The organism is Flavobacterium sp., assembly GCF_027533505.1.
In the GTDB taxonomy this organism is placed as follows: domain Bacteria; phylum Bacteroidota; class Bacteroidia; order Flavobacteriales; family Flavobacteriaceae; genus Flavobacterium.
The window spans coordinates 1-20,210 of sequence record NZ_JAPZUB010000010.1; the positions used below are offsets into that span (position 1 = coordinate 1).

The window sequence follows — 20,210 nt, forward strand, 5'->3', positions numbered from 1 at the left end:
GGTTTTATTTTGCCTAACATATTGCCACTATTTTATACTCAAATATACCATTTTTGGCAATAATTATCATCTATTTCTAGCTAAATTTTATTGTAATAAAATAACAATCAGGCGGTTATTTGTTTTTTAAGGGATGACTAAGTAAACCCTTTAAATGAGAAACTACTTTTTTTTAACCCTTATCTCCATTGCGCTGTTTGTAGTCGCTTTTACATTTTATGTAAAAATTCAAGATGTGTTGTTGGGGACTTCTAACATAGTCTACGGCGCGATGAAAACACAAATTTTTGATTCACTAACATTTGGTATTTTATGGGCCGTTTTGCCATTTATCATGAATATGGTTTGGAAAAAAATGGAAGTAAAAAAAAGACAACAAAAATTGTATCTATAGGCCTTATATTACTTACAGTTTTGCTATTTACAATCACAAAAAGTTTGCTCTTGTCAACAGGCATCCAAACTGTAGAAAGTATTAACTTACCCGGCTATTTCATAGCTGGCACTATCACTGGATTACTAATTATGTACATATATTTAAAGATTACAAAAAGGACTTCCGCGAGTTTAGATTAGCATTGCAAAACCGCGTAGTCTATTCTCCAACTTTTTTAAAAATCGTTTGCTGAAACTCAACCAAAAGAAATACTGAACAACGTTTCGTAACAAGGCGAAGTAGCGGATGTAGCAGCACAAATTTTCAATTTAGCACTGAACCCGCCATTTTGCTAAACTGCTGTTATAGGGTGTTTTTCTTTTTCGCTATTAGTATTGTATGTATGTCAAATTCTGCTTCTGAAATTTTGTACTTCACTTTAAATGTTTTTATTTCTTCCAATTTGAACTTATTCAGTTGTTCTTTTATGTTGTCCAATTGATAGTAATTAAAATATACTCGTCCGCCACTACCAACTTAAAATCCGATTGGTCTGGCGCTCCTTCTACGAAACTTAAATATATCAAGCCATTGTCCCGTAACAAATCGTAAGAGTTAGATATTAGTTCTTTGCATTCTGTCTGCGATAAATATGGCAAACAAAATCCGCCAATAATTCCGTCAAATTTCGTGTCAAGAATGTTAATTTGTCGACAGTCCATAATAGCAAAACGTGCCGTCGGATTGTTCTGTTTTGCAAGTTCTACCATATTTGGTGCTATGTCAATGCCGAAAATTTCAAAGTCAGGTCTTTTAGATAAAAGATATTTTGTAATGTTTCCAGGTCCGCAACCGATTTCCAAAATTTTTGCTTTGGGTTTGTCGATAAAAGTACAGATAAAGTCGTAGGTGTCATTATACAAGTCCAAATCCATAAACTTGTCTTGGTATAATGAAGCAATTTTGTTCCAAGTGTCAAATGTTTCTTTGTATCTGTCCATCATTGGTTTGTCGTCTTTTAAAATGCCCTATACCATTAAGATATGCCTTATTCGCAAACCTTATGTTCAGTAGATTGCCCCATTAAGAATTACCCCACCTGCCTGGCAGGTTGCCGCATTGCAAACTAACTTACTTCTCCCCTTTTGTGCTGCGGGGTTTGTAATTCTTTAAGTATTCGCCTTTCGGGGTGCCGTGATCAAATGAGCTAAACTGCACTGGGAAAGCGGCTTTTTTTCGCGCTTCATCGGGTGTCCATCCTTCATATTCGATACGATATAACGCCGAATACATTTGCGCACGACCAATGCCATGGTAACAATGCAAAAGCACCGGATAATTGGTCGAATCATCCATGATGGCAAAAACGTTTTCAAATTTTCCTCATTGGGCACTTGATCCGAGCCGTTGTTGAAGTACTTTACGCCTTTTATTTTGGCCACCGCATCGCGTTCGGCAATTAATTCTTCCGGTAATTCAGGATTGTTGATTGTATCGCCCGTACCGGGAAAACGCAAATCGACGATGGATTTAATCCCATACGCTTCCACATAGTCTTTGATTTCATCGGGTGGAATTACCCCACTTTTATAAACCTTTCCTTCCGTGATGGCCATAAAATTATGGTTGATGTGACGGTCATACACGTATTTTCCGGTAGCCATTAATGCTACGGTAAGAAGAACAAGGCCAATTTTAGTTCGTAAACGCATGACTTAGTTGGATTTTGAGGTTAGTTTTTTATCAATAATTCGTTCCATATAATCTTGTAAAAAAGCCTTACAGCGCAGTTCCAGCTGGTTCATTTCGGCATTGCGTTGCTTGATTAAGTTGGTTTTTAGCGCATAATCGTCTTTATGGTAAAAACCAACAGCCTTTTCCCCATCAAAAGTACAAATATAATTGCCACTCATCATTTGATACAAATCCGAAGCATACCGCATCACAAACGGTGGCACCTTGGGATCGCCCAAAAGACTTCGGCCCCAGCTGCGAAAGGGTTTGTCGTAACCAATCATATCCATGAGCGTTGGGAAAATATCGATTTGCTGCGCCCAATCGCGGTTCACCCCTTTGTAGGTATGCTTAGGGGTATAAAATAAGATAGGAACGGTATGCGCGTATTGATCGTTATAGTACAAATCATAGTGAATCAAATTATCGTGATCGGCTACCAATACAAAATTGTATTTTGATACCACGGCTGCTTTTGGGCTGCTTTAAAAAACTGTTTCAACGCATAATCCGTGTAGCCTATGGTTTGGTGAATGGGACTATCCCCTTTGGGAAACTTCCCTTTGTATTTTTCGGGGACAACATACGGTTCATGCGAAAAAACCGAAAACAAGGTCGCCATAAACGGTTGCTTTTTGGCCGAGATTGTTCGGTTAAAATACTGGAAAAAGGGTTCGTCCCAAATGCCCCATACGCCATCGAAATCGGCATCATTACCGTACTCATTTTTACCGTAATAATGGTCAAAACCTAAAATGTTACTAAACCCTAAAAATCCCATGGAGCCGTTGGGCGCACTATGAAAAAAGGAGGTGTCATACCCTTCACTATTTAAAATGGAAACCAAGGATTCAATTTTTTGTTTGGGATACGGCGACGAGGTAAAGGCATCTTTAAATGAGAGAATGCCCGACAACACCGACGACATCCCGTGAATTGACTTGTATCCATTGGCATAGCCGCGTGTGAAAATCAAACTGTGTTGGGCCAACGAATCCACAAACGGCGCATACCCACGGTAGCCGGGAATTTTTTCATGGGTATTGAAAGAACTAATATATTCTCTTCCAAAACTCTCTAAAATCAGCACCACAATATTGGGTCGGGTTTGGGGACGGTTTTGGTACTGTTTGATGGGAACAAGTAACGAATCTACTACAGCTTTATCGACCAAGTTCACCTTTTTAAACGTATTGGCATTCCAGGTTCGAATGACGGCAAAAGGGGTATTCAACACAAAATCGGCTTGCGAGGCATCGGTCACAAAGCGATTGGCATCAATCATGTTGATGGGACGCGTACTTTTACGAAAATCGCCTCGAATCCCACCCACACACAACACACAGACGAGCAAAAAAGTAGCGGTTGAGGCAAAAAAGTATTTTAAAGTATATTTTTGTTGATGAGGCTTAACTTTTTGTTTTCCATAGAGATAAATCCATAAAAATAGTAACCCAAAAAACCACACGAAAACATGCCAATAGTTCACCAAAAAATTCCCCATCAACGCTGCTTTGTTACTTTCATGTTCCAAAATATCCAACGATGCTCGGGTGCTGCGATTGAACGAGTAGCGGTAATACACCAAATCCACAAAATTCAATGCATAAAAAAGGGCATTGGTGGAAAAGTATAGTATTTTAAGTCCAAGCTGATACGATTTTCGCGTGTTCACCCCAAAAGGAAGGATCGAAAAAACGATAAACAACGCATTGGCATAGAGGATCGCTGTAGTATCAAACGCCAAACCGTGATAGGCCAAGGGAACCAATTCGGTCCAAGACTCGATTCGAATTAAATTGGGATTATAGGCAAAAAATAAAAAACGAACCCCCATATAAAACAGGTAGGCCAGAAAAATCCTGTATGCCAATACTTTATATTCGTTGTACCGCGGAAATCGTTGCATAGAAAGGGTTGTCGAAATCGAAGCAAAACTACAAATTTGTATTTTATGGTCGGTATAGATTAAAAATTAATTGTAAAAGCAGTCGATTTTAATTAATTTGCAAGAAAAATTGACTATGCAAACGATAAGCCGACTATTTGACTTTCCTTACTATCAGTTGTCTAAAAACAACAAAGCCGATTGTTTGGTAACCAAGTATGGGAATGAATGGGTTAAAACCTCCACGCAAGAATATATCAACCAAGCCAATACGGTTTCAAGAGCGTTGTTGCGTTTGGGCGTGAAAAAAAATGATAAAATAGCCCTAATCTCCTCTACCAACCGAACCGAATGGAACATATGTGATATTGGTATTTTGCAAACTGGGGCGCAAACCGTGCCTATTTATCCGACGATTGCTGCAGAGGATTATGCCTACATCTTAAATCACTCTGAATCGCAATACTGTTTGGTTTCGGATGCTGTCGTTTTTGAAAAAATAAGTCAAATCCGCAGTCAGGTCCCCCATTTAAAAGAAGTGTATGCCTTTGACGATCTTTCGGATTGTACTTCTTGGAAAAGTTTGTTGGAGTTAGGAGCCGATGCTTCCAATCAATCCGAAGTGGAGCAACGCATGAATGAAGTACAAACCACCGATTTGGCTACGATAATTTATACTTCTGGTACCACCGGGAAACCCAAAGGTGTGATGTTGTCGCATCAAAATATTGTCTCCAATGTGATTGACAGTGCGGAGCGGATTCCTTTTGAAGAAGGAAAGAGTCGTGCCCTTAGTTTCTTACCGGTTTGCCATATTTTTGAGCGGATGATATTGTACATTTATCAGTATTACTCCGTTTCCATTTATTTTGCCGAAAACATTGAAAAACTATCGGACAATATTAAAGAGGTAAAACCCAATGTATTTTCAGTCGTTCCGCGTTTGTTGGAAAAAGTATACGACAAAATTTACCAAAAAGGAGCCGAATTAACAGGAATCAAAAAGGCCTTGTTCTTTTGGGCGCTGAATCTTGGGTTGCGTTACGAACCCTATGGCGCTAATGGGGCGTGGTATGAGTTTCAACTCAAATTAGCCCGAAAACTCATTTTTAGCAAATGGAAAGAAGGGTTGGGCGGCGAATTGAATGTAATGGTTTCGGGAAGTGCCGCTTTGCAACATCGATTGATTCGTGTATTTGCCGCAGCAGGAATGCCGGTTATGGAAGGGTATGGTTTGACCGAAACGTCGCCTGTAATCTCCGTAAACGATCAGAAAAACTTTGGATTTAAAGTGGGAAGTGTCGGACGCGTGATTCCAAATGTTACGGTAAAAATTGCTGAAGATGGTGAGATTTTATGCAAAGGCCCCAATGTCATGATGGGCTATTATAAAGACCCTGTATTGACAGGAGAAGTCTTGAAAGACGGATATTTCCACACGGGCGATATAGGAGAAATTGATAAAATGGGCTTTTTGCGCATTACCGATCGTAAAAAGGAAATGTTTAAAACCTCTGGAGGAAAATACATTGCGCCACAAATGATTGAAAATGCCATGAAACAATCGTTTTTTATTGAACAAATCATGGTGATTGGCGATGGTGAAAAAATGCCGGCTGCGTTAATTCAACCGAGTTTTGACTTTATTCGAGAATGGGCTAAACGCCACAATGAAACGGTGGGTACAACCCCAGAAGAAATTGCTCAAAATCCGCAAGTTAAAGCCCGAATTCAAGAGGAAGTCGATAAAATCAATGAACGTTTTGGAAATTGGGAACGCATCAAAAAATTTGAGCTTACGCCTACCCTTTGGAGTATTGATGGCGGGGAATTAACCCCTACTTTAAAATTAAAACGCAAGGCCATCAAAGAGAAATACCAGCACCTTTACGATGCTATTTATCGGGAGGAGTAACCGAAAACGAACCCGCATAAGCCGATGAAGCACCTATCTTGAAACCTCAAAATAGGTGCTTTTTTTTACTCATTGGCCCTTGTATTTATAGCTTTGGGAAAGGCTACTTGTCTCAAAATGGTCTCAGCCATAGGAACTAAAACATGTTTCTCTTCACGCTTCTTAAGGGGATTCCACAAACGTACTTCCATTCCTCTTTTACTCATAATGGGAGAAAAATCTATCGCCTCATAAACCCTTTTCTCTTTTGCCTCATAATACTTATCTTTAAATTTTGAGCTGTAGTTTCGCCCCAACTTCATTTTTGATGCCACAGACAACGCATACACTTGAGGACCGTATTGATAGACAACTTCACCTTGTTGGGTGTAGTGAATTTTAGGAGCCGTTTTCCATGTAAAAGAGAATGAATCATTCGGTTGAAAAACACGTTGCACCACATAATAATCGCCTTCCGTTCTTATCGTTTCATTGGTTTCAAGTTGAGACACCCAATTTGGTTTTCGAAGGTAAAATGTCAATGTAATCGGCGTTGAAGTAGTAACTCGATAAGTAAATGCAAAATTTTGAGGATATTGTGTTTGATTTTCTAAAATAACCTTTTGTCCTTGCACCTCATACGCTAATCGGAACGGTAGGGGTACATGGATGTAAAGGTGTCCCAATTCATTTTGCATGCCGATATTTTGAATTAAGTACGGTAAAAAGCGACCCGCATTGGGCGTGCAGCAAACGGCCACGTCTTGATGAACTGCCGAATATTTGTATCGCGTTTGAATCCGATCAGGTTCCGATTCTCCATTACGTGTTCCGTCCATTACCCACGAATTGTCCGTTTTCAAATAGGCAATCCCTTCATGATTAGGATGACGTGCTCCTAATCCTGCATTGAAAAAAAGTTGCTCCATTTGAGCTGCCCATTTCGCTTCGCCCGTTTTTTGTAACAATTGTGCTAAACTGTCCAGTAACTCTTGTAAGGAACAATATTCGTATCCAGTATTTGTTGCATCGGCTATACGACCTGCAATCCATTCATCACCAATAGCTCCTCCCGAAGTAGTAATCGACTTGTTGACTTGTTCCAAATACCGTGAAAGCATCAACGAATAGTTGGAAGCATTGGCCGTGTAAGCCGCTACGGCTAATGGTCGAATATGTTCGTACACATGAACTCCATGACCTTGTAAAGTAAAATCCGGCATTTGAATGCGTTGGAGTTGCGCATCCGACTCCGACTGATTACTGTTGGCATAGGATTGATATAAAAATAACGCATACTGACGGTACTCGGGTTGTTTTGTTTTACGATACATATAATCCAATATATCGGTAAAGGTTAACCCATGGGATACACCTCCATTGAAGGCATTGCCTGTATCAAAAGGATGCGAATTGCCCATAGGATAATTTTGCATCACATTGGTTACTGCACGCGTTATGGCTTGAAATACCTTTTCATCGCCAGTAGCTTCGTAGTAGGCAACGAGTCCACGAAGTAAGGTGGTTTTTGCCCAAAGTTCCCCATTCTCTGATTGAAAATTATAACGGGTTTGTGGGTCATAAATACCTAAATAGCCATCTGCATCTTGTGACGCTAAGATATGTCGAATGTAGGCCGCTACTTTGGGGGAATGGCTCGTATTTTGAGTTAAAAAAACATGGCGAATATACCCGTCCCACCAATTGGATTGGGTTTCACTATTCCACCATTTGTATTGATCATCCCCTGCCGCGTCCCCTGATTTTAAATTGCCCAAGTCTTTGGCTTTGCTGTTTTTTCCCAAACGTTGTGTGGTATAAATTGAATCTTTAAAAAGAGTGGGGACCAACTGATCCAATTGACCAACATAATGCTCTAAATCTTGTTGCATGTACGACAATACCCATCCTTGCGGTTGAATACGACCGAACGGTAAAGGCTGAAGTACTTCTGGTTTAAAATTACTTTGGGCGAGGGCAACGGTTGCCCATAAAAAGAAGATTATTTTTCGCATGAAGTTGTCATGTTAAAGGTTAAATTTCCACCTTCAGTCAAAGAACGAAATGGGATAACTGGAGTTAGTAATGGCAATCCGTTCCATTGATAGGCTGTAGCGCCGCAGGTATTTGAAGAGAAAGAATCTGCCTTAATTGTTAATGGCTTTTTACCTGTTGTTACGATGGCTTTTTTTACTTGTGGCGCACCCAAAACAACTTCGCCTGAAGCGGGATTCACCGGATAGAACCCCAAAAGTGTACACAAATACCAAGCACTCATTTGACCGCAATCATCATTTCCAATTAACCCATCCGGTTGGGGTTTATGAAATTCATTCATAATACGTTTTAAATACTGGTGTCCTTGCAATGGTCGATCACTGAATGCATATAAATAGGCAATATGATGACTTGGCTCATTACCATGGGCATATTGACCAATCATTGCTTCTTGACCAAGAAATTTATTAGGGGCCACAGCAGTTGTTGTAAAAAAAGTATCCAAATGGGTGGTTAAAGCGGTTTTCCCGCCAAATAAAGCGACCACGCCATTAAGATCATGTTGCGCAGGTGTCCAAAAATATTGCCACGCATTGGCTTCGGTATAATCACCCGGATTGTTTAATGGAGAGGTTGCTTTGAGCGGATCAAAAGGAAAACGCCAATTTCCAAATTGATCTTTCCCTCTAAAAAGGTGTGTTTCAGGATCAAATAAATTACGATAGTACTGACTCCGTTTATAAAATTGGTTCGCGGTTTCGATATCACCAATTAATTGTGCAAAATAGGCCACACACCAATCATCATACCCACTTTCTAGGGTTCGCGAAACGGATTCGTCGGGAATCAAATCAAATGGATAATACCCAAAGCGGTTATAGACTTCCCAATCGGAATGAATGTGCGAACGAGTAGACGTTTCCACCATAGCACGCAACGCCCGTTGGGTGTCTATTTGTGCAACACCATTGACATAAGCACTCACAATCATCGGGATGGCATGATTGGCAATCATACAATAATTATCTTGCCCCCAAACGGTCCAAATAGGCAAAAACCCTTTGGCTTCATGATGCGCCAGCATGGACTCAACAAGATCGGGAATGATTTCGGGGGTTATAAGTTGCAATAATGGAAAAGCCGCACGATAGACATCCCAATTGGATAAAGTAGAGTAATATGCCCGATTTACCGCCGTTCGAATCGAATCATCCACAGCACGATACTTCCCGTCAACATCAGCCATGTTCATGGGTTGCAATAAAAGGTGGTATAATGCCGTGTAGGCCATCACTTTCTTCGACCGTGGGGCTTTTAGCGTCAGACGATTCAAATAATTTTCCCAAGTGTCTCGATTGTTAGCATACACCCGTTGAAAATCCCAATGAGGAATCTCCGCCATCAAATTGGCTTTTGCCCCTTCCACAGCAACCGAAGACAGGGCCACTTTTATTAGCAATTCTTTGGAGGAATCGAGTTGAAAGTCAAAAGCATACAAAGGGGCCTTATCAGCCTGATTATGAGCAATACTTCGTTTGTTTTGAAAAGGTTTACTAAAGTGAATGGTAAAAAAATAAACTCGATTCACCCAGTTTTGCGTTCGACAATACCCACTGATTACAGAGTCATTCTCAATGGTTACTTCACTAGAAATCACGAGCGGTTTTGTTTCTTTTTCATCAAAAACAAATCGAAGTCCGTGACGAAAATCAATGCGCACATGGGCCGAACGCGAAGGATAGCGGTATCGATGAAAGGCCACCCGTTCGGAGCAGGTTAAATCGACCGTAACGCCATCATTTTTACGAACATGATACCACCCGGGTTTTCCCTTTTCGGAAGATTTATCATAGGACCTAGCCTTCACTGAATCGGGTTGATGGATGGGTAAAATCAAAATATCACCCAGTTCATTAATCCCAGTACCGCTGAGGCGTGTTTGTGAAAATCCGAGTAAAAGGGTATCTCGATATTGATACCCGCTGGTATGAGACCACCCCCGATCGCGATTATCAGGTCCGGGTTGCACCATTCCAAAAGGCATCGATGGACCGGGAAAAGTATGCCCAGTACCCTCAGTACCTATAAAAACGTTGACGAAGGATGTGGTCTTCTGTCCAAATAATGAAAAACCTCCCAAAAGTAACCCGAGGAGGAGTAACCATTTTCTTAATTCCATAATGCATTCATTTCTTCAAGGGTTAAATGCTTGGTTTCGGGTACTTTTTTCCATACAAAAAAGAAAGAAAGCAAACACAGTAACCCAAAAAAGTAAAAAGGAAAAGCGCCATTGAAATACCTATCAATCCATACATTTTCTACCATAAACGGAAAAAATTGGGTCACTAAAAAATTGGCAATCCATTGTATAAAAACACTGATAGCCAAGGCTAAACTTCGAATCGAATTTGGAAAAATTTCAGCCAATAGAACCCAAACAATGGGGCCCCACGAAATACTAAAAGAGGCCATAAAAAGTAGTAAAAAAGGTAGAACAAAGGTTTTTTCCCATTCAAAATAAATAAATAGACCTACGGTCAATAAAGCCAAAGCCATTCCAATCGACCCTAAATACAACAACGGTTTCCGACCTTTACGATCCACCCATCGAATCGCTAAAAGTGTAAAAAATAAGTTGATTACTCCCAAAGTACTCGTTTCCAATAAAGAAGCATCTGTAGCGCTCCCCAAACTCTTAAAAATTTCAGGTGCATAATACAAAATAGCATTGATTCCTGTTAACTGTTGCAAAAGGGAAAGGCCAATTCCAACGCCTAAAGCCTTTTTATATTTGGGATTTCGTAAAGACTTCCAAGCTTGTGGACGCTCCGACTGCAGGGATTTTTCGATGTCTTCACGCTCTTTTTGCACATCTTGCTCACTATTAATAGCGTGTAAAACGGTCATTGCGCTCTGTGCTTTTCCTTGCATGAACAACCAGCGTGGACTTTCGGGAATGAAAAAAATGAAAATGAAAAATAACACCGAGGGAATCAATTCAGAACCAAACATCCAACGCCATCCAACGGTTAAATTCCACTGTGCATTACCTTGTAAGGCAATACCATAATTCACAAAATACACCAAAACAATTCCGATTACAATGGCCAATTGGTAATGGCCGACCAGGGCACCTCGACGTTGGGCGGGCGCAATTTCAGCGATATACATCGGTACCACCATGGAGGCCAACCCTACTCCTATCCCGCCTATAATTCTGTAAATTATAAATTCGGTAAACGTGTCCGGTATTGCGGTTCCAATCGAATTGACAATAAATAAAAGAGCCGCCAGTATCATTGCTTTTTTTCGGCCCCAACGCGAACTACAGAAATTTGAGATTAAAGCGCCCAGTAAGCATCCCAGCAAGGCACTTGAAATTGCCCAACCCGTTTCCATAGGCGTGAGTGTAAAGTACCGTGTTAAATCGCCAATTGCCCCTGAGATTACGGCAGTATCATAGCCAAACAACAACCCTCCGAGGGCTGCGCTCAGGGTGATAAACCGAATTTTTGTTGAATGTGTTGATTTCATACCCTACAAATGTTGTTGTAAAAACTGTTTCATTTCCAAGTTAATGTCCCATTGCGAAGCCAAAGGTTGTTGGGTAAAAGGTGCCGAGGGCATATAGGGATAGGGACCAAATTCGGGAGTTACTGTAAAAATCGAGCAATGTTGTTTTTCATGAAAAGCCACTATTGCTCTCCACCATTTCAAATACAACCTGCGATAGGATTCCCACTCGGGAGCGAAAGGATGGTTGACTTGTGGTCCTTGTTCAAATCCGATTCGAGCATGCAGATGTTTGACAAAAGGAGTAAGACGATCCAAATGAGCTTGTTGGTCGTGTAATGTACTTTCGGAAACCACACAGAAATGGGAATAATCGGCGACCAGACCAAGAGCGGGAAACACTTCCAAATAATCCAAAACGGTTTTTAGATGAAACGAGAAACGACCGCGATGAATTTCATGCCAAATGGGTATCCCTGTTTTCTTTGCAATTTGTTGTGTCGTCTCGATAATTTGGCAATTTTCAGAAAAACTGTAGTAATCTTTTCCCGTGTGTGAATTGATGGCATAGGGTTGTAATGACGCTACCATTTCCAACCGATCAATCAACCGTGCTGTGTAATCTGCCATTCCTTTTTCGGAAGGCGATACTACATTTTGGGCGATCACCATAAAATGAGGATGTGATGTCGAACGGATGGTAGCGCAAGCCGCTTGAAACTCTGCAATAAATTGGTCATCATGCGGAAAATTAATCTCTACCCCATCATACCCGTGGGCTAGGGCGCGGTTTAAAAATTCGGAAGCGGACATTGCTTCACAGCCCCAATAGGGACACAAATAGCGAATTTCCATGTTATTGCGCATAAAGAACTGGATTCAACGGGGTATCAATCACGGCATTTACTTGCGCTCCAGGGCACCAAGTCTCCCAATCTTTGACTTGATTTCGGTTCTCGGGATTTTTGAGAAGCATTTCATGATCCATGTAAATAATCGTCATCACTTTTCGCATTTCGTGGGTGGTATTGGCCCCTGCACGGTGAAAAATCCATCCCGAATGAAAACTCACTTCCCCCAAATCGAAAGGCTCGATTATATGTTCAAAATCGGTTACCCGTAATTTTCGGTTTAGGAAATCCTCACTTTCATCACTAATGGCCATTTCGCGCCCTTCCACGAGAATATGACTCCCGGCACTGAACTCCAAGGGGCCCATTTCCAAAGGGGTTGCTTGCAAGGGAATCCAGGCGGTTACCGTTTTATCGGACGCTAAGGGCCAATAGTATTGATCGGCATGCCATGGGGTAATCCCGCCGCCGCCTTCTTTAAACAAGGCTTGATCGTGGTACAATCGCACTCCCGTTACCTGCATCAAATCGGCAGCAATTTTGGCCAATCGTTTGCTAAATACCAAGGTTTTTATGACCTCGTTTTCTTGCCATAAATTGAACAATTGTAAAAAAGCTTTTCCATAGGTAGTTCGGTCTTCCAAGGCTATTTGCTCGGTAGTCATCGCCGCTACTTGAACTCCAATTTCACGATTGAAAAAGGCGACAGTTTCGGCATTTAAAACCGACTTGAGTTTGATGAACCGATGGGTCTCATAAAAATCCAATTGTTCGGTTGTGAGGGGCATCGGGGTGTCTAAATAGGTGCGAATAGCATCGGGTACGGTACGCATGGTTTTGTTCTGTATTGTTTATGGATAAATAAACCGTTAACAGGAACAAAAATACCGCATGCTTATCCATTTCTTTTTTCGTAAAAAATCAAAAACTAATACTATATTGAATTTAATTACGCTATTTTTACGTATTTCTATTCAATAGAGACCATGAAACCTATTTTTGAAAACATTCCACACGAGAAAGGCACATCGAGTTTTCATGCGTATCGGATCGTGGTACCGCATTTTGAGTTCAAATGGCATTTCCATCCCGAGTATGAACTCACCTATATTGTGAAGGGATCGGGGTATCGGTTGGTGGGAAATACGTATGAAGAATTCCAAGCGGGTGATTTTGTCTTGTTGGGGCGTCATGTGCCGCATACGTGGTCGGGGAAATCACTTGAGGGTGAGCCTGTTGAGGCGGTAGTCATTCAATTTACAAAAGAGCCCATGGATTCGATATTGTCGTGTCAAGAAGGCGTAGCATTGCAAAACTTATTGAATGAAGCGGCTTATGGCATTCGATTTACAGTTCGGGAAGCATGGATACAACAACTCAACCATTTGGTAACCTTAGAGGGATTAAACCGCATGCTTTTGGGGATAGCGCTCTTGGAAGAACTGGCCCAAGCACCTTATGAAAGAATTAGTCCAAATCCAATACACCATTCCTTTTCCCCCCAACAAGAACTGCGTATCAATACCATTTGTCGTTATATTATCGGCCATTTCAGCGAACCTTTAACAGTAGAAAAGGTAGCCTCAGTGAGCGGCATGAGTACGAGTAACTTTTGTAAGTTTTTTAAAAAAGCAACGGGAAAAACCTTCTCTGACTATGTCAATGAAATTCGAATTCAAGAAGCCTGCATGTTGCTACGAGAAACGGAACGAAAAATCAGTACCGTTGCCATCGATTGTGGTTTTGAAACCTTAAGTTATTTCAATCGGGTCTTTTTGGCAAAAAAAAAATGCCGCCCGATGGCGTATCGGAAAAGCTATTTATCTATAAACACGCGTGCGCATTGAGGTCGTTCTCTTTAAGATATTGAAACATCGTTATTTCATCCTCAACCACTTCAAAATAAATCCAAATCGCTTGGAAAGGTTTTCCGGATAAAAATAAATGTTCCTCATCAATTACCCCACGGTCATGATAAACACGGCTCACTAATTCACAATGGAAATCGGTTTGTTGCAACCGGGGCATCAATGCCGAAACCAAGGCATCGCGATTTGGATAAAGTAATTTGCCCTTGACATCGTACCCCCGAACATAGGTCGCAAAAGCACTTTCAAAAACAAGAATGTCTTTTGTATTCAACCCGATATAATGCCGATCAATGCAAGGTACCGCTGATAAGGGGTTTGAAATTGTTTTTTTTATTTGCGACACGATCCAATTGTTTAATTTATGAATGGGACTTGAAACAGGAGCGCTTTCCTTATCGAACCACAACACCCTAGGCCTACATTCAGTTGTTGTACTACTTTTTAAGAACTGTTACTGTTTGCGCGTTAGTGGTTGTATCCCTCCCAAAAACAGCCTATTGATAAATGCTTTTTACGTTTCGAATTACTCTTCAAATCACTACTAATTCAGCACTACTAATTCATAACTCATAATTCCCTAAATCATTCCCATTTAAAAACATTCACCCCAATCGCATAGCCATATACTTTTTTATCAGCATCGGTATAGAAGCGAATTTTATTGCAAGCGCGGCCTAAATCGATTTTGGTCCAGGTTGTTCCGCCATCTTTGGTTTCAAATCCCGAATTCATTGTTCCCACAAAACCGTGGTTCTCATCGATAAAACCAATACCAAACTCCCGTGCCCCTGCCTCCTCTACGAGATTGATTTCGGTCCATGTTTCGCCCCCATCGGTCGTTTTGGCCACCCGTTGCTGCTTTACATTGGGATCAGGATTGTAGGATTGAATGGTAACATACCCCACTTTGGCCGTAGGAAAAGATACTTTCCAAGTGGTTTCAAAAGGCCGGTTGGATTCATAGACTTTTTTCCAAGTTTGTCCTCCATCGGTGGTTTTCAAAATCAAAGCATGCGACTGCGTAATGTCCTCACTCGTTGCTGCACAGGCAAACCCCGTATTTTTGTCTAGCATCTTTATGTCAAACAACATTTTACAATCGGCTTGCATGCTGCGGGAAGTCCACGTCGTTCCGCCATCGTGTGAAACCATGATGTTGGCCGGACTCCCGACTCTTCCTACGGCATAAATATGGGTTTTGTAATCAATCTTTCCGTGATTGATGTATTGCTCTTTAACCACATCAAAAGCACATAACCCCTTTACATAAGGGCCTTTGTAGGCGACAGGTTTCCATGTTTTCCCACCGTCTTGTGTCCCGTAAAGCGGAATGGTATCGGTCACATTTGGAAAATAATCAGTCCCAACGGTACCCACAAATCCAACTTTTTCATCCAAGAAAACAAGGGTACGAAAAAACGATCCCTTTTGTTCAAGCTGTTTGGTCCACGTTTTACCACCATCTTGGGTGTGGTAAATGCGACCAAAACCATTAACATACCAACCCATATTGCGATCGACAAAGGTGATATCATCTTGTTTACCCGCATAGGGTTCGGTGGTCAATTTTTGCCAACCGTTGGTTTGCGCCTTACTCCACAAGGCGGTTAAAATAAAAATCAGAGGAATAATAATTCGTTGCATTTCAATGTTTTATTACGATTAAGGTTGCACTAACGCCAAAGCCCAAGCCACTGCTTTTTGTGTCACTTCGGGATTGAAGGCTTGAAATAATTCTTGTATTTTTCCTTGACTAAACGTGTCATAGGCTTGCTGCATGGTTCCAGAACGGGCAAAGTAATGGTCGGTTAACGGAAAAGAAAGCAAACTGGCATTTCCCGAATGGTAATGATTGACGGTCTGTACAATCTGTTCGTGATCGGCTAGTGAAAAGGCCTGGAAATCGGATTCGCCATACAATACCAAAACTTTACCCGTAGTATTTTTCCAATTGTCCAAAAGCGGGTAATCTTGTATTTGACGCCAATATTCCTGATTGCGATCAAAAATACGGTCTTTCCCATCGTATTGCCAATCCGACTCCAATATGGCTTTCTTCTCTGGGTCGGCGGCAATCGCCTCTAAACTTTTTTTACGAATAAAATAGTCAAACGCAATACCAGCCTGAATGCGGCAACGTTGTTCGTATTCCAAGGGTGGTGTTTTGGCCAATTTCAACTGCAACCGGTTCATTTCCAATTGGTATTCAAACCAACTTTTGGCCGTGGTACCGTACACCATAACCCCGCGTACTTTTTCACCAGCACTGATCGCAGGGGCAATAATACCGCCCATCGAGTGCCCAAAAATGAAAAGTTTTTCGGTATCAACATACGGTAACGATTTCATTTTTTGAAAACCGGCCTTAAAACTTTCCACTTCGTCATACAACGTAGTCGTACTGCAATCGGGGGTGTTTTGGCTATCGCCTAACCCACTTTTTTCTACGCGTACGACCACAAATCCGGCATCATGAAACGCTTGCACCACGCGTCCATACGGATGATCGGGCGTCAAGCCATCCACCGAACTACAGGTATAACCCGGAATAAAAAGTACGGCAGGGAGTTTACCCGTTCCCTCGGGTTTGTTGATAATGACACTGAGCTGTCCGCCCTTAAAAGGAACCCGATCATACGCAATCGACCCCTTTGCCACCGATTCCCGATCACGTCCCACCCAAGTGGTTTTGATTTGTTGTGGCGAACCTGCCCGTCGTATGGTAAAAGTAACCACTTGTTTTTCGGTGTATTGGGCTATTGCCGTTGCCACTTCGCTCGGGTGATGGAGTACTTTGCCGTTGATTTGTAACAAAACGTCTTCCGGTTGCAATCCAGCGGCTTTGGCAGTACCCCCAACCACTTGATTGAGTAAAATACCCCCTTTAGGATCGGCACTGAGTCGGGCACCCAACCAAGGACGCCGCGGCAACGGTTGCGCAGTAGCCATCGCAATTCCAAACCCAATTAATCCAATATAGACTCCTAATTTTCGCATCGCTTTTTCTTTTTTTTAAAAAATTAAAAATAACTGGAAAAGAACAACAGCACCCCTAAGACAAGAACAAGAGTTAATTCAGAAAGCAAAACCGTTTTTTGCCAAAGGGGCTTGTCGTTCCATTTTTGTGCGGGAGCAAAAGGATCGAAGGCTAATCCCAACCCAAAGTAGAGTAAGGCCTGTCCCCAATCGTTTCGCACTATAAAAAAAACACCAATACATACAAACAAGAGGTGTAATCCACGTCCGAAGGTATTTTTCATTGCTTTTTTTAAACAAAAATACCCGAAGAGGAGGTCGCAAAAGGTGTCAAAAATTGCTTATTTCACTGCAGTGGGTGTCTGTCCAAATTTCTTTTTAAACGCTTTACAAAAGGCTGATTTATCGGCAAAACCCGTTTGAAAAGCAACTTCGGCAACAGTAAGTCCTTGTTGCATTAAATTACGGGCCTGTTGTAAGCGCAAATGCAACACGTATTGGTAGGGTGTTCGTCCAAATAATTTTTTAAAAAGGCGAATAAAATGATACTCTGATAAATGGGCCTCTTGGGCAATAGAAGCGAGAGCTATAGGGTCCAAAAAATGCCGCTCGATGTACAAACGCGCTTCGTGTACGAAATCAAACAACCGCTTACTGGTTTCTTGTTTGACCGATTTTAGTCGCGAAAATTGCTGCCAAAGGTCCACTTGATCTTTGACCATACATTCGCCCAAGGTATATAACAACTCGTGGTGTAACACGGCTTCATCGCGGGTTAAGGCTTCAAAATGGTGTTCGATCTGGCGAATGGCATAGCCCAAATGCGTGTGCGCTGCTGTGTAGCGGTTGACCATTTGCTCTTGTTGTAAAATGAAAGCGGCCAACTCAGGTTGGGTTCCGTATTCAAAATCCAAAATCTCTTGAATCACTTTGGGTTGGATGTCCAAACAAATGCCCAAAACGGGTTGCGCACTGTCAATAATGATATGTGAGGTTGAAGTGGCATTACCTACGATATACTCGCCCGATTCCACGCGGTAGGTTCGGTTGTTGATTCGGTATTGCTCACAACCGCGTACCACATATTTGGCAGAAAATGCTGTAAAATCAACGCTACTGTCGAAGGTTTGTACCCCCGAGACCCGAATTTCGCCATTATGCGGCGCTGAAAGTACCACTTTGTTCATAGGACCGCTTTTCTTCTTTAGTCCAACACCGCCTCATTTTGTTACAGCAAAACAGCAAAAAAACCAATGGATTTATGGTAAAAAACAAGCTGAGGTGGCGCGTTCCTTTTTTTACATAAATTAACATAACTTCATAAAATTATGTCAATTAACAGTTGTTTTTCTCTGTCAGTACCCGCGTACAGTACATTTGTTAGCTATTGCCTAATTACCCATTCCAATCAACACTTACCTATGAAAATTCCACCCTCAATACAGCACTGGCGTAAGAAAATAACCCAAGCCCTAACGGGTCGTTTGGGGCAATCCCGTCGTCCTATTCACAATCCTACTAATTGTAGCCCCACGCCTATCCACCGCATTTTGATTATTCGACCCAACCATCGTTTGGGGAACACGCTGTTGATTACCCCTATCGTTGCCGAAATGCAGCAACTTTTTCCCACAGCCACGGTGGATTTATTTGTCAAAGGCGGCATTGCCTCTGAAGTGTTTCGCGAATATCCTCAGGTAGATCGCATCATGGCCTTGCCCAAAAAACATTTTAAAGCATTGGGCACCTACCTTTGGACGTGGATACGGTTGCGGATGCGTTCGTATGACTTGGTGATTAATAGTGTTTCGCATTCGTCATCGGGGCGCTTGGCCACAGCTTGGGCGCGTGGAACGTACAAATGGTATGGCGATCGCAACGATAGTTTACAAGCGCTTCGCACCCAATTAATTCCCCACATGGCGCATGGTTTAGTGATGGATTTTCGGACGTTTTGGACCCCCCAAACCCTTTTTATGACGCCACGTCCTTTGCCTTTGATGGACCTAAAACTCTCGGCGGCTGAGAAAGCGGTGGGGAAAGCGATATTGTCTACATTAGTCCCTACTGGAAGAAAAACCATCGCCTTATTTACATTTGCTACGGGTGCCAAATGTTATCCTCCTGAATGGTGGATTCCATTCTACCAACGTTTGCAAACCGAGTTTCCAGAGTACAATTTCATCGAGATTCTTCCAGCAGAAAACGTTTCACAAATCGACTTTGCGGCTCCAACATTGTATTCAAAATCCATACGTGAAATGGCAGCGGTCATTGCCAACTGTTCGTTATTCCTTGGTGCTGACAGTGGCGTAATGCATTTGGCTAGTGCCGCGCTAACCCCTACTGTGGGACTCTTTCAGGTGACCGACCCCGCCCTGTATGGCCCCTACGGAAACCATAGTTTTGCCGCTGACACTCGGGTGATGACTACAGCATCGTTGTTGGAACAGATGCGTCAAACGTTACTCCTTATCGAGCGTTAAAATGCACAACGCAGGTGGCCGAAAGTGGCGTAAATAAAGAATCGCTTTTCTTTATCTACAGTAGTATTCCCCTATCACTTTGCGAATAGAGATAAACCCTATCGCATTCAAATCCATCGTAGGCGGATGGCACCATTGTAACGCAGCGATCTCGTCGGCGGCTGCGATGCCAATTTCAGGATTTTCAAGTTCGTATTCGTAAAAGATATCGAGGGTTTTGTAGGGAATCGTTTTATACAAATAGTTATTGGCGGCAGTGGTAATGTACTTGAGCTTCCGCATATCGAGCACCACTCCCAATTCTTCTTTAATTTCGCGACAAGCGGCAGCTTCGGCCCGCTCACCGGGATCAATAAATCCGCCCGGTAAATCGAGCGTACCCGCGTCGGGATCTTTTTGTCGAACGGTAAACAACACCTGGTCTTGGTACCGCAACACGACAGCGACGGCCGCAGCCACATTGTGATAATATACAAAACCACAATGGGAACACGCGATGCGGTATGCCTTGGTTTCGGTGATTTTGGTGGACGTACAACGGGGACAAAATTGAAAAAGCATGGATGGGTATTTGTTCAAATGTAAAAAAAACTACCGTATTTTGGTTACCTTGCTCCAAATTT

General features: G+C 42.0%; 17 protein-coding genes and 1 pseudogene. 4 read left to right on the forward strand and 14 right to left on the reverse strand.

Translation table 11 applies throughout. The annotated features are described in order from the left end of the window. Nucleotides 1–154: 154 nt before the first annotated feature. Nucleotides 155–394 (forward strand): hypothetical protein, encoded by a 240-nt coding sequence (locus tag O9316_RS02965; RefSeq protein WP_298205280.1) that lies wholly within the window; start codon nucleotides 155–157, stop codon nucleotides 392–394. 467 nt (nucleotides 395–861) lie between these two features. Here the strand turns inward: O9316_RS02965 and O9316_RS02970 are convergent, their stop codons facing one another. The 3 genes and pseudogenes from O9316_RS02970 to O9316_RS02980 form a co-directional block, all read right to left on the reverse strand. Continuing rightward, nucleotides 862–1,380 (reverse strand): class I SAM-dependent methyltransferase, encoded by a 519-nt coding sequence (locus O9316_RS02970; protein ID WP_298205281.1) that lies wholly within the window; start codon nucleotides 1,378–1,380, stop codon nucleotides 862–864. Nucleotides 1,381–1,545: 165 nt separating this feature from the next. After that, entirely contained in the window at nucleotides 1,546–2,088 is a 543-nt protein-coding gene (locus tag O9316_RS02975) for a hypothetical protein (protein WP_298205282.1), read from the reverse strand. A gap of 3 nt (nucleotides 2,089–2,091) precedes the next feature. Further along, a pseudogene (locus tag O9316_RS02980) lies at nucleotides 2,092–4,019 on the reverse strand (LTA synthase family protein). 115 nt (nucleotides 4,020–4,134) lie between these two features. On the opposite strand from O9316_RS02980, the gene O9316_RS02985 reads away from it, so the two are divergent. After that, complete coding sequence (locus tag O9316_RS02985) at nucleotides 4,135–5,913, forward strand: long-chain fatty acid--CoA ligase (RefSeq protein ID WP_298205283.1); 1,779 nt, start codon at nucleotides 4,135–4,137, stop codon at nucleotides 5,911–5,913. Nucleotides 5,914–5,978: 65 nt separating this feature from the next. On the opposite strand, the gene O9316_RS02990 is transcribed toward O9316_RS02985, so the two are convergent. From O9316_RS02990 to O9316_RS03010, 5 genes are read right to left on the reverse strand one after another with little or no spacing between them, the layout of a single operon-like run. Beyond that, entirely contained in the window at nucleotides 5,979–7,907 is a 1,929-nt protein-coding gene (locus O9316_RS02990) for a beta-L-arabinofuranosidase domain-containing protein (RefSeq protein WP_298205284.1), read from the reverse strand. Next, complete coding sequence (locus tag O9316_RS02995) at nucleotides 7,895–10,069, reverse strand: GH92 family glycosyl hydrolase (protein ID WP_298205285.1); 2,175 nt, start codon at nucleotides 10,067–10,069, stop codon at nucleotides 7,895–7,897. Before O9316_RS02995 ends, O9316_RS02990 begins: the two co-directional genes overlap by 13 nt. Next, on the reverse strand, nucleotides 10,060–11,424 hold the full coding sequence (locus O9316_RS03000; protein ID WP_298205286.1) for a sugar porter family MFS transporter: 1,365 nt from the start codon (nucleotides 11,422–11,424) through the stop codon (nucleotides 10,060–10,062). Before O9316_RS03000 ends, O9316_RS02995 begins: the two co-directional genes overlap by 10 nt. A 3-nt stretch (nucleotides 11,425–11,427) precedes the next feature. Beyond that, a complete protein-coding gene (locus O9316_RS03005) occupies nucleotides 11,428–12,270 on the reverse strand; it encodes a TIM barrel protein (RefSeq protein WP_298205287.1) in 843 nt (280 codons plus the stop codon). Further along, nucleotides 12,260–13,087 (reverse strand): phytanoyl-CoA dioxygenase family protein, encoded by an 828-nt coding sequence (locus tag O9316_RS03010; RefSeq protein ID WP_298205288.1) that lies wholly within the window; start codon nucleotides 13,085–13,087, stop codon nucleotides 12,260–12,262. The genes O9316_RS03005 and O9316_RS03010 overlap by 11 nt, the downstream gene beginning before the upstream one ends. A gap of 153 nt (nucleotides 13,088–13,240) precedes the next feature. Here O9316_RS03010 and O9316_RS03015 point away from each other — a divergent pair, with 153 nt between their 5' ends. Continuing rightward, nucleotides 13,241–14,101, forward strand: a complete 861-nt coding sequence (locus O9316_RS03015; protein WP_298205289.1) for an AraC family transcriptional regulator — start codon at nucleotides 13,241–13,243, stop codon at nucleotides 14,099–14,101. On the opposite strand, the gene O9316_RS03020 is transcribed toward O9316_RS03015, so the two are convergent. The 5 genes from O9316_RS03020 to O9316_RS03040 all read right to left on the reverse strand — a co-directional run bounded on the left by O9316_RS03020 (nucleotide 14,079) and on the right by O9316_RS03040 (nucleotide 18,288). Beyond that, nucleotides 14,079–14,468, reverse strand: a complete 390-nt coding sequence (locus O9316_RS03020) for a hypothetical protein (protein WP_298205290.1) — start codon at nucleotides 14,466–14,468, stop codon at nucleotides 14,079–14,081. The genes O9316_RS03015 and O9316_RS03020 overlap by 23 nt on opposite strands. A gap of 239 nt (nucleotides 14,469–14,707) precedes the next feature. After that, nucleotides 14,708–15,769: a hypothetical protein gene (locus O9316_RS03025; RefSeq protein ID WP_298205291.1), complete on the reverse strand. Its 1,062-nt coding sequence runs from the start codon at nucleotides 15,767–15,769 to the stop codon at nucleotides 14,708–14,710. Between the two features lie 18 nt (nucleotides 15,770–15,787). Then, the gene (locus O9316_RS03030; protein ID WP_298205292.1) at nucleotides 15,788–17,122 is read right to left on the reverse strand and encodes an alpha/beta fold hydrolase; all 1,335 of its coding nucleotides are present in this window, start codon (nucleotides 17,120–17,122) and stop codon (nucleotides 15,788–15,790) included. Nucleotides 17,123–17,145: 23 nt separating this feature from the next. Then, the gene (locus O9316_RS03035; RefSeq protein WP_298205293.1) at nucleotides 17,146–17,385 is read right to left on the reverse strand and encodes a hypothetical protein; all 240 of its coding nucleotides are present in this window, start codon (nucleotides 17,383–17,385) and stop codon (nucleotides 17,146–17,148) included. A 57-nt stretch (nucleotides 17,386–17,442) separates the two neighbouring features. Continuing rightward, the gene (locus O9316_RS03040) at nucleotides 17,443–18,288 is read right to left on the reverse strand and encodes an AraC family transcriptional regulator (RefSeq protein ID WP_298205294.1); all 846 of its coding nucleotides are present in this window, start codon (nucleotides 18,286–18,288) and stop codon (nucleotides 17,443–17,445) included. Between the two features lie 234 nt (nucleotides 18,289–18,522). On the opposite strand from O9316_RS03040, the gene O9316_RS03045 reads away from it, so the two are divergent. Then, nucleotides 18,523–19,587 (forward strand): glycosyltransferase family 9 protein, encoded by a 1,065-nt coding sequence (locus tag O9316_RS03045; RefSeq protein ID WP_298205295.1) that lies wholly within the window; start codon nucleotides 18,523–18,525, stop codon nucleotides 19,585–19,587. 51 nt (nucleotides 19,588–19,638) lie between these two features. Here O9316_RS03045 and O9316_RS03050 read toward each other — a convergent pair whose 3' ends face one another. Beyond that, the gene (locus tag O9316_RS03050) at nucleotides 19,639–20,148 is read right to left on the reverse strand and encodes an NUDIX domain-containing protein (RefSeq protein WP_298205296.1); all 510 of its coding nucleotides are present in this window, start codon (nucleotides 20,146–20,148) and stop codon (nucleotides 19,639–19,641) included. Between the last annotated feature and the right edge of the window lie 62 nt (nucleotides 20,149–20,210).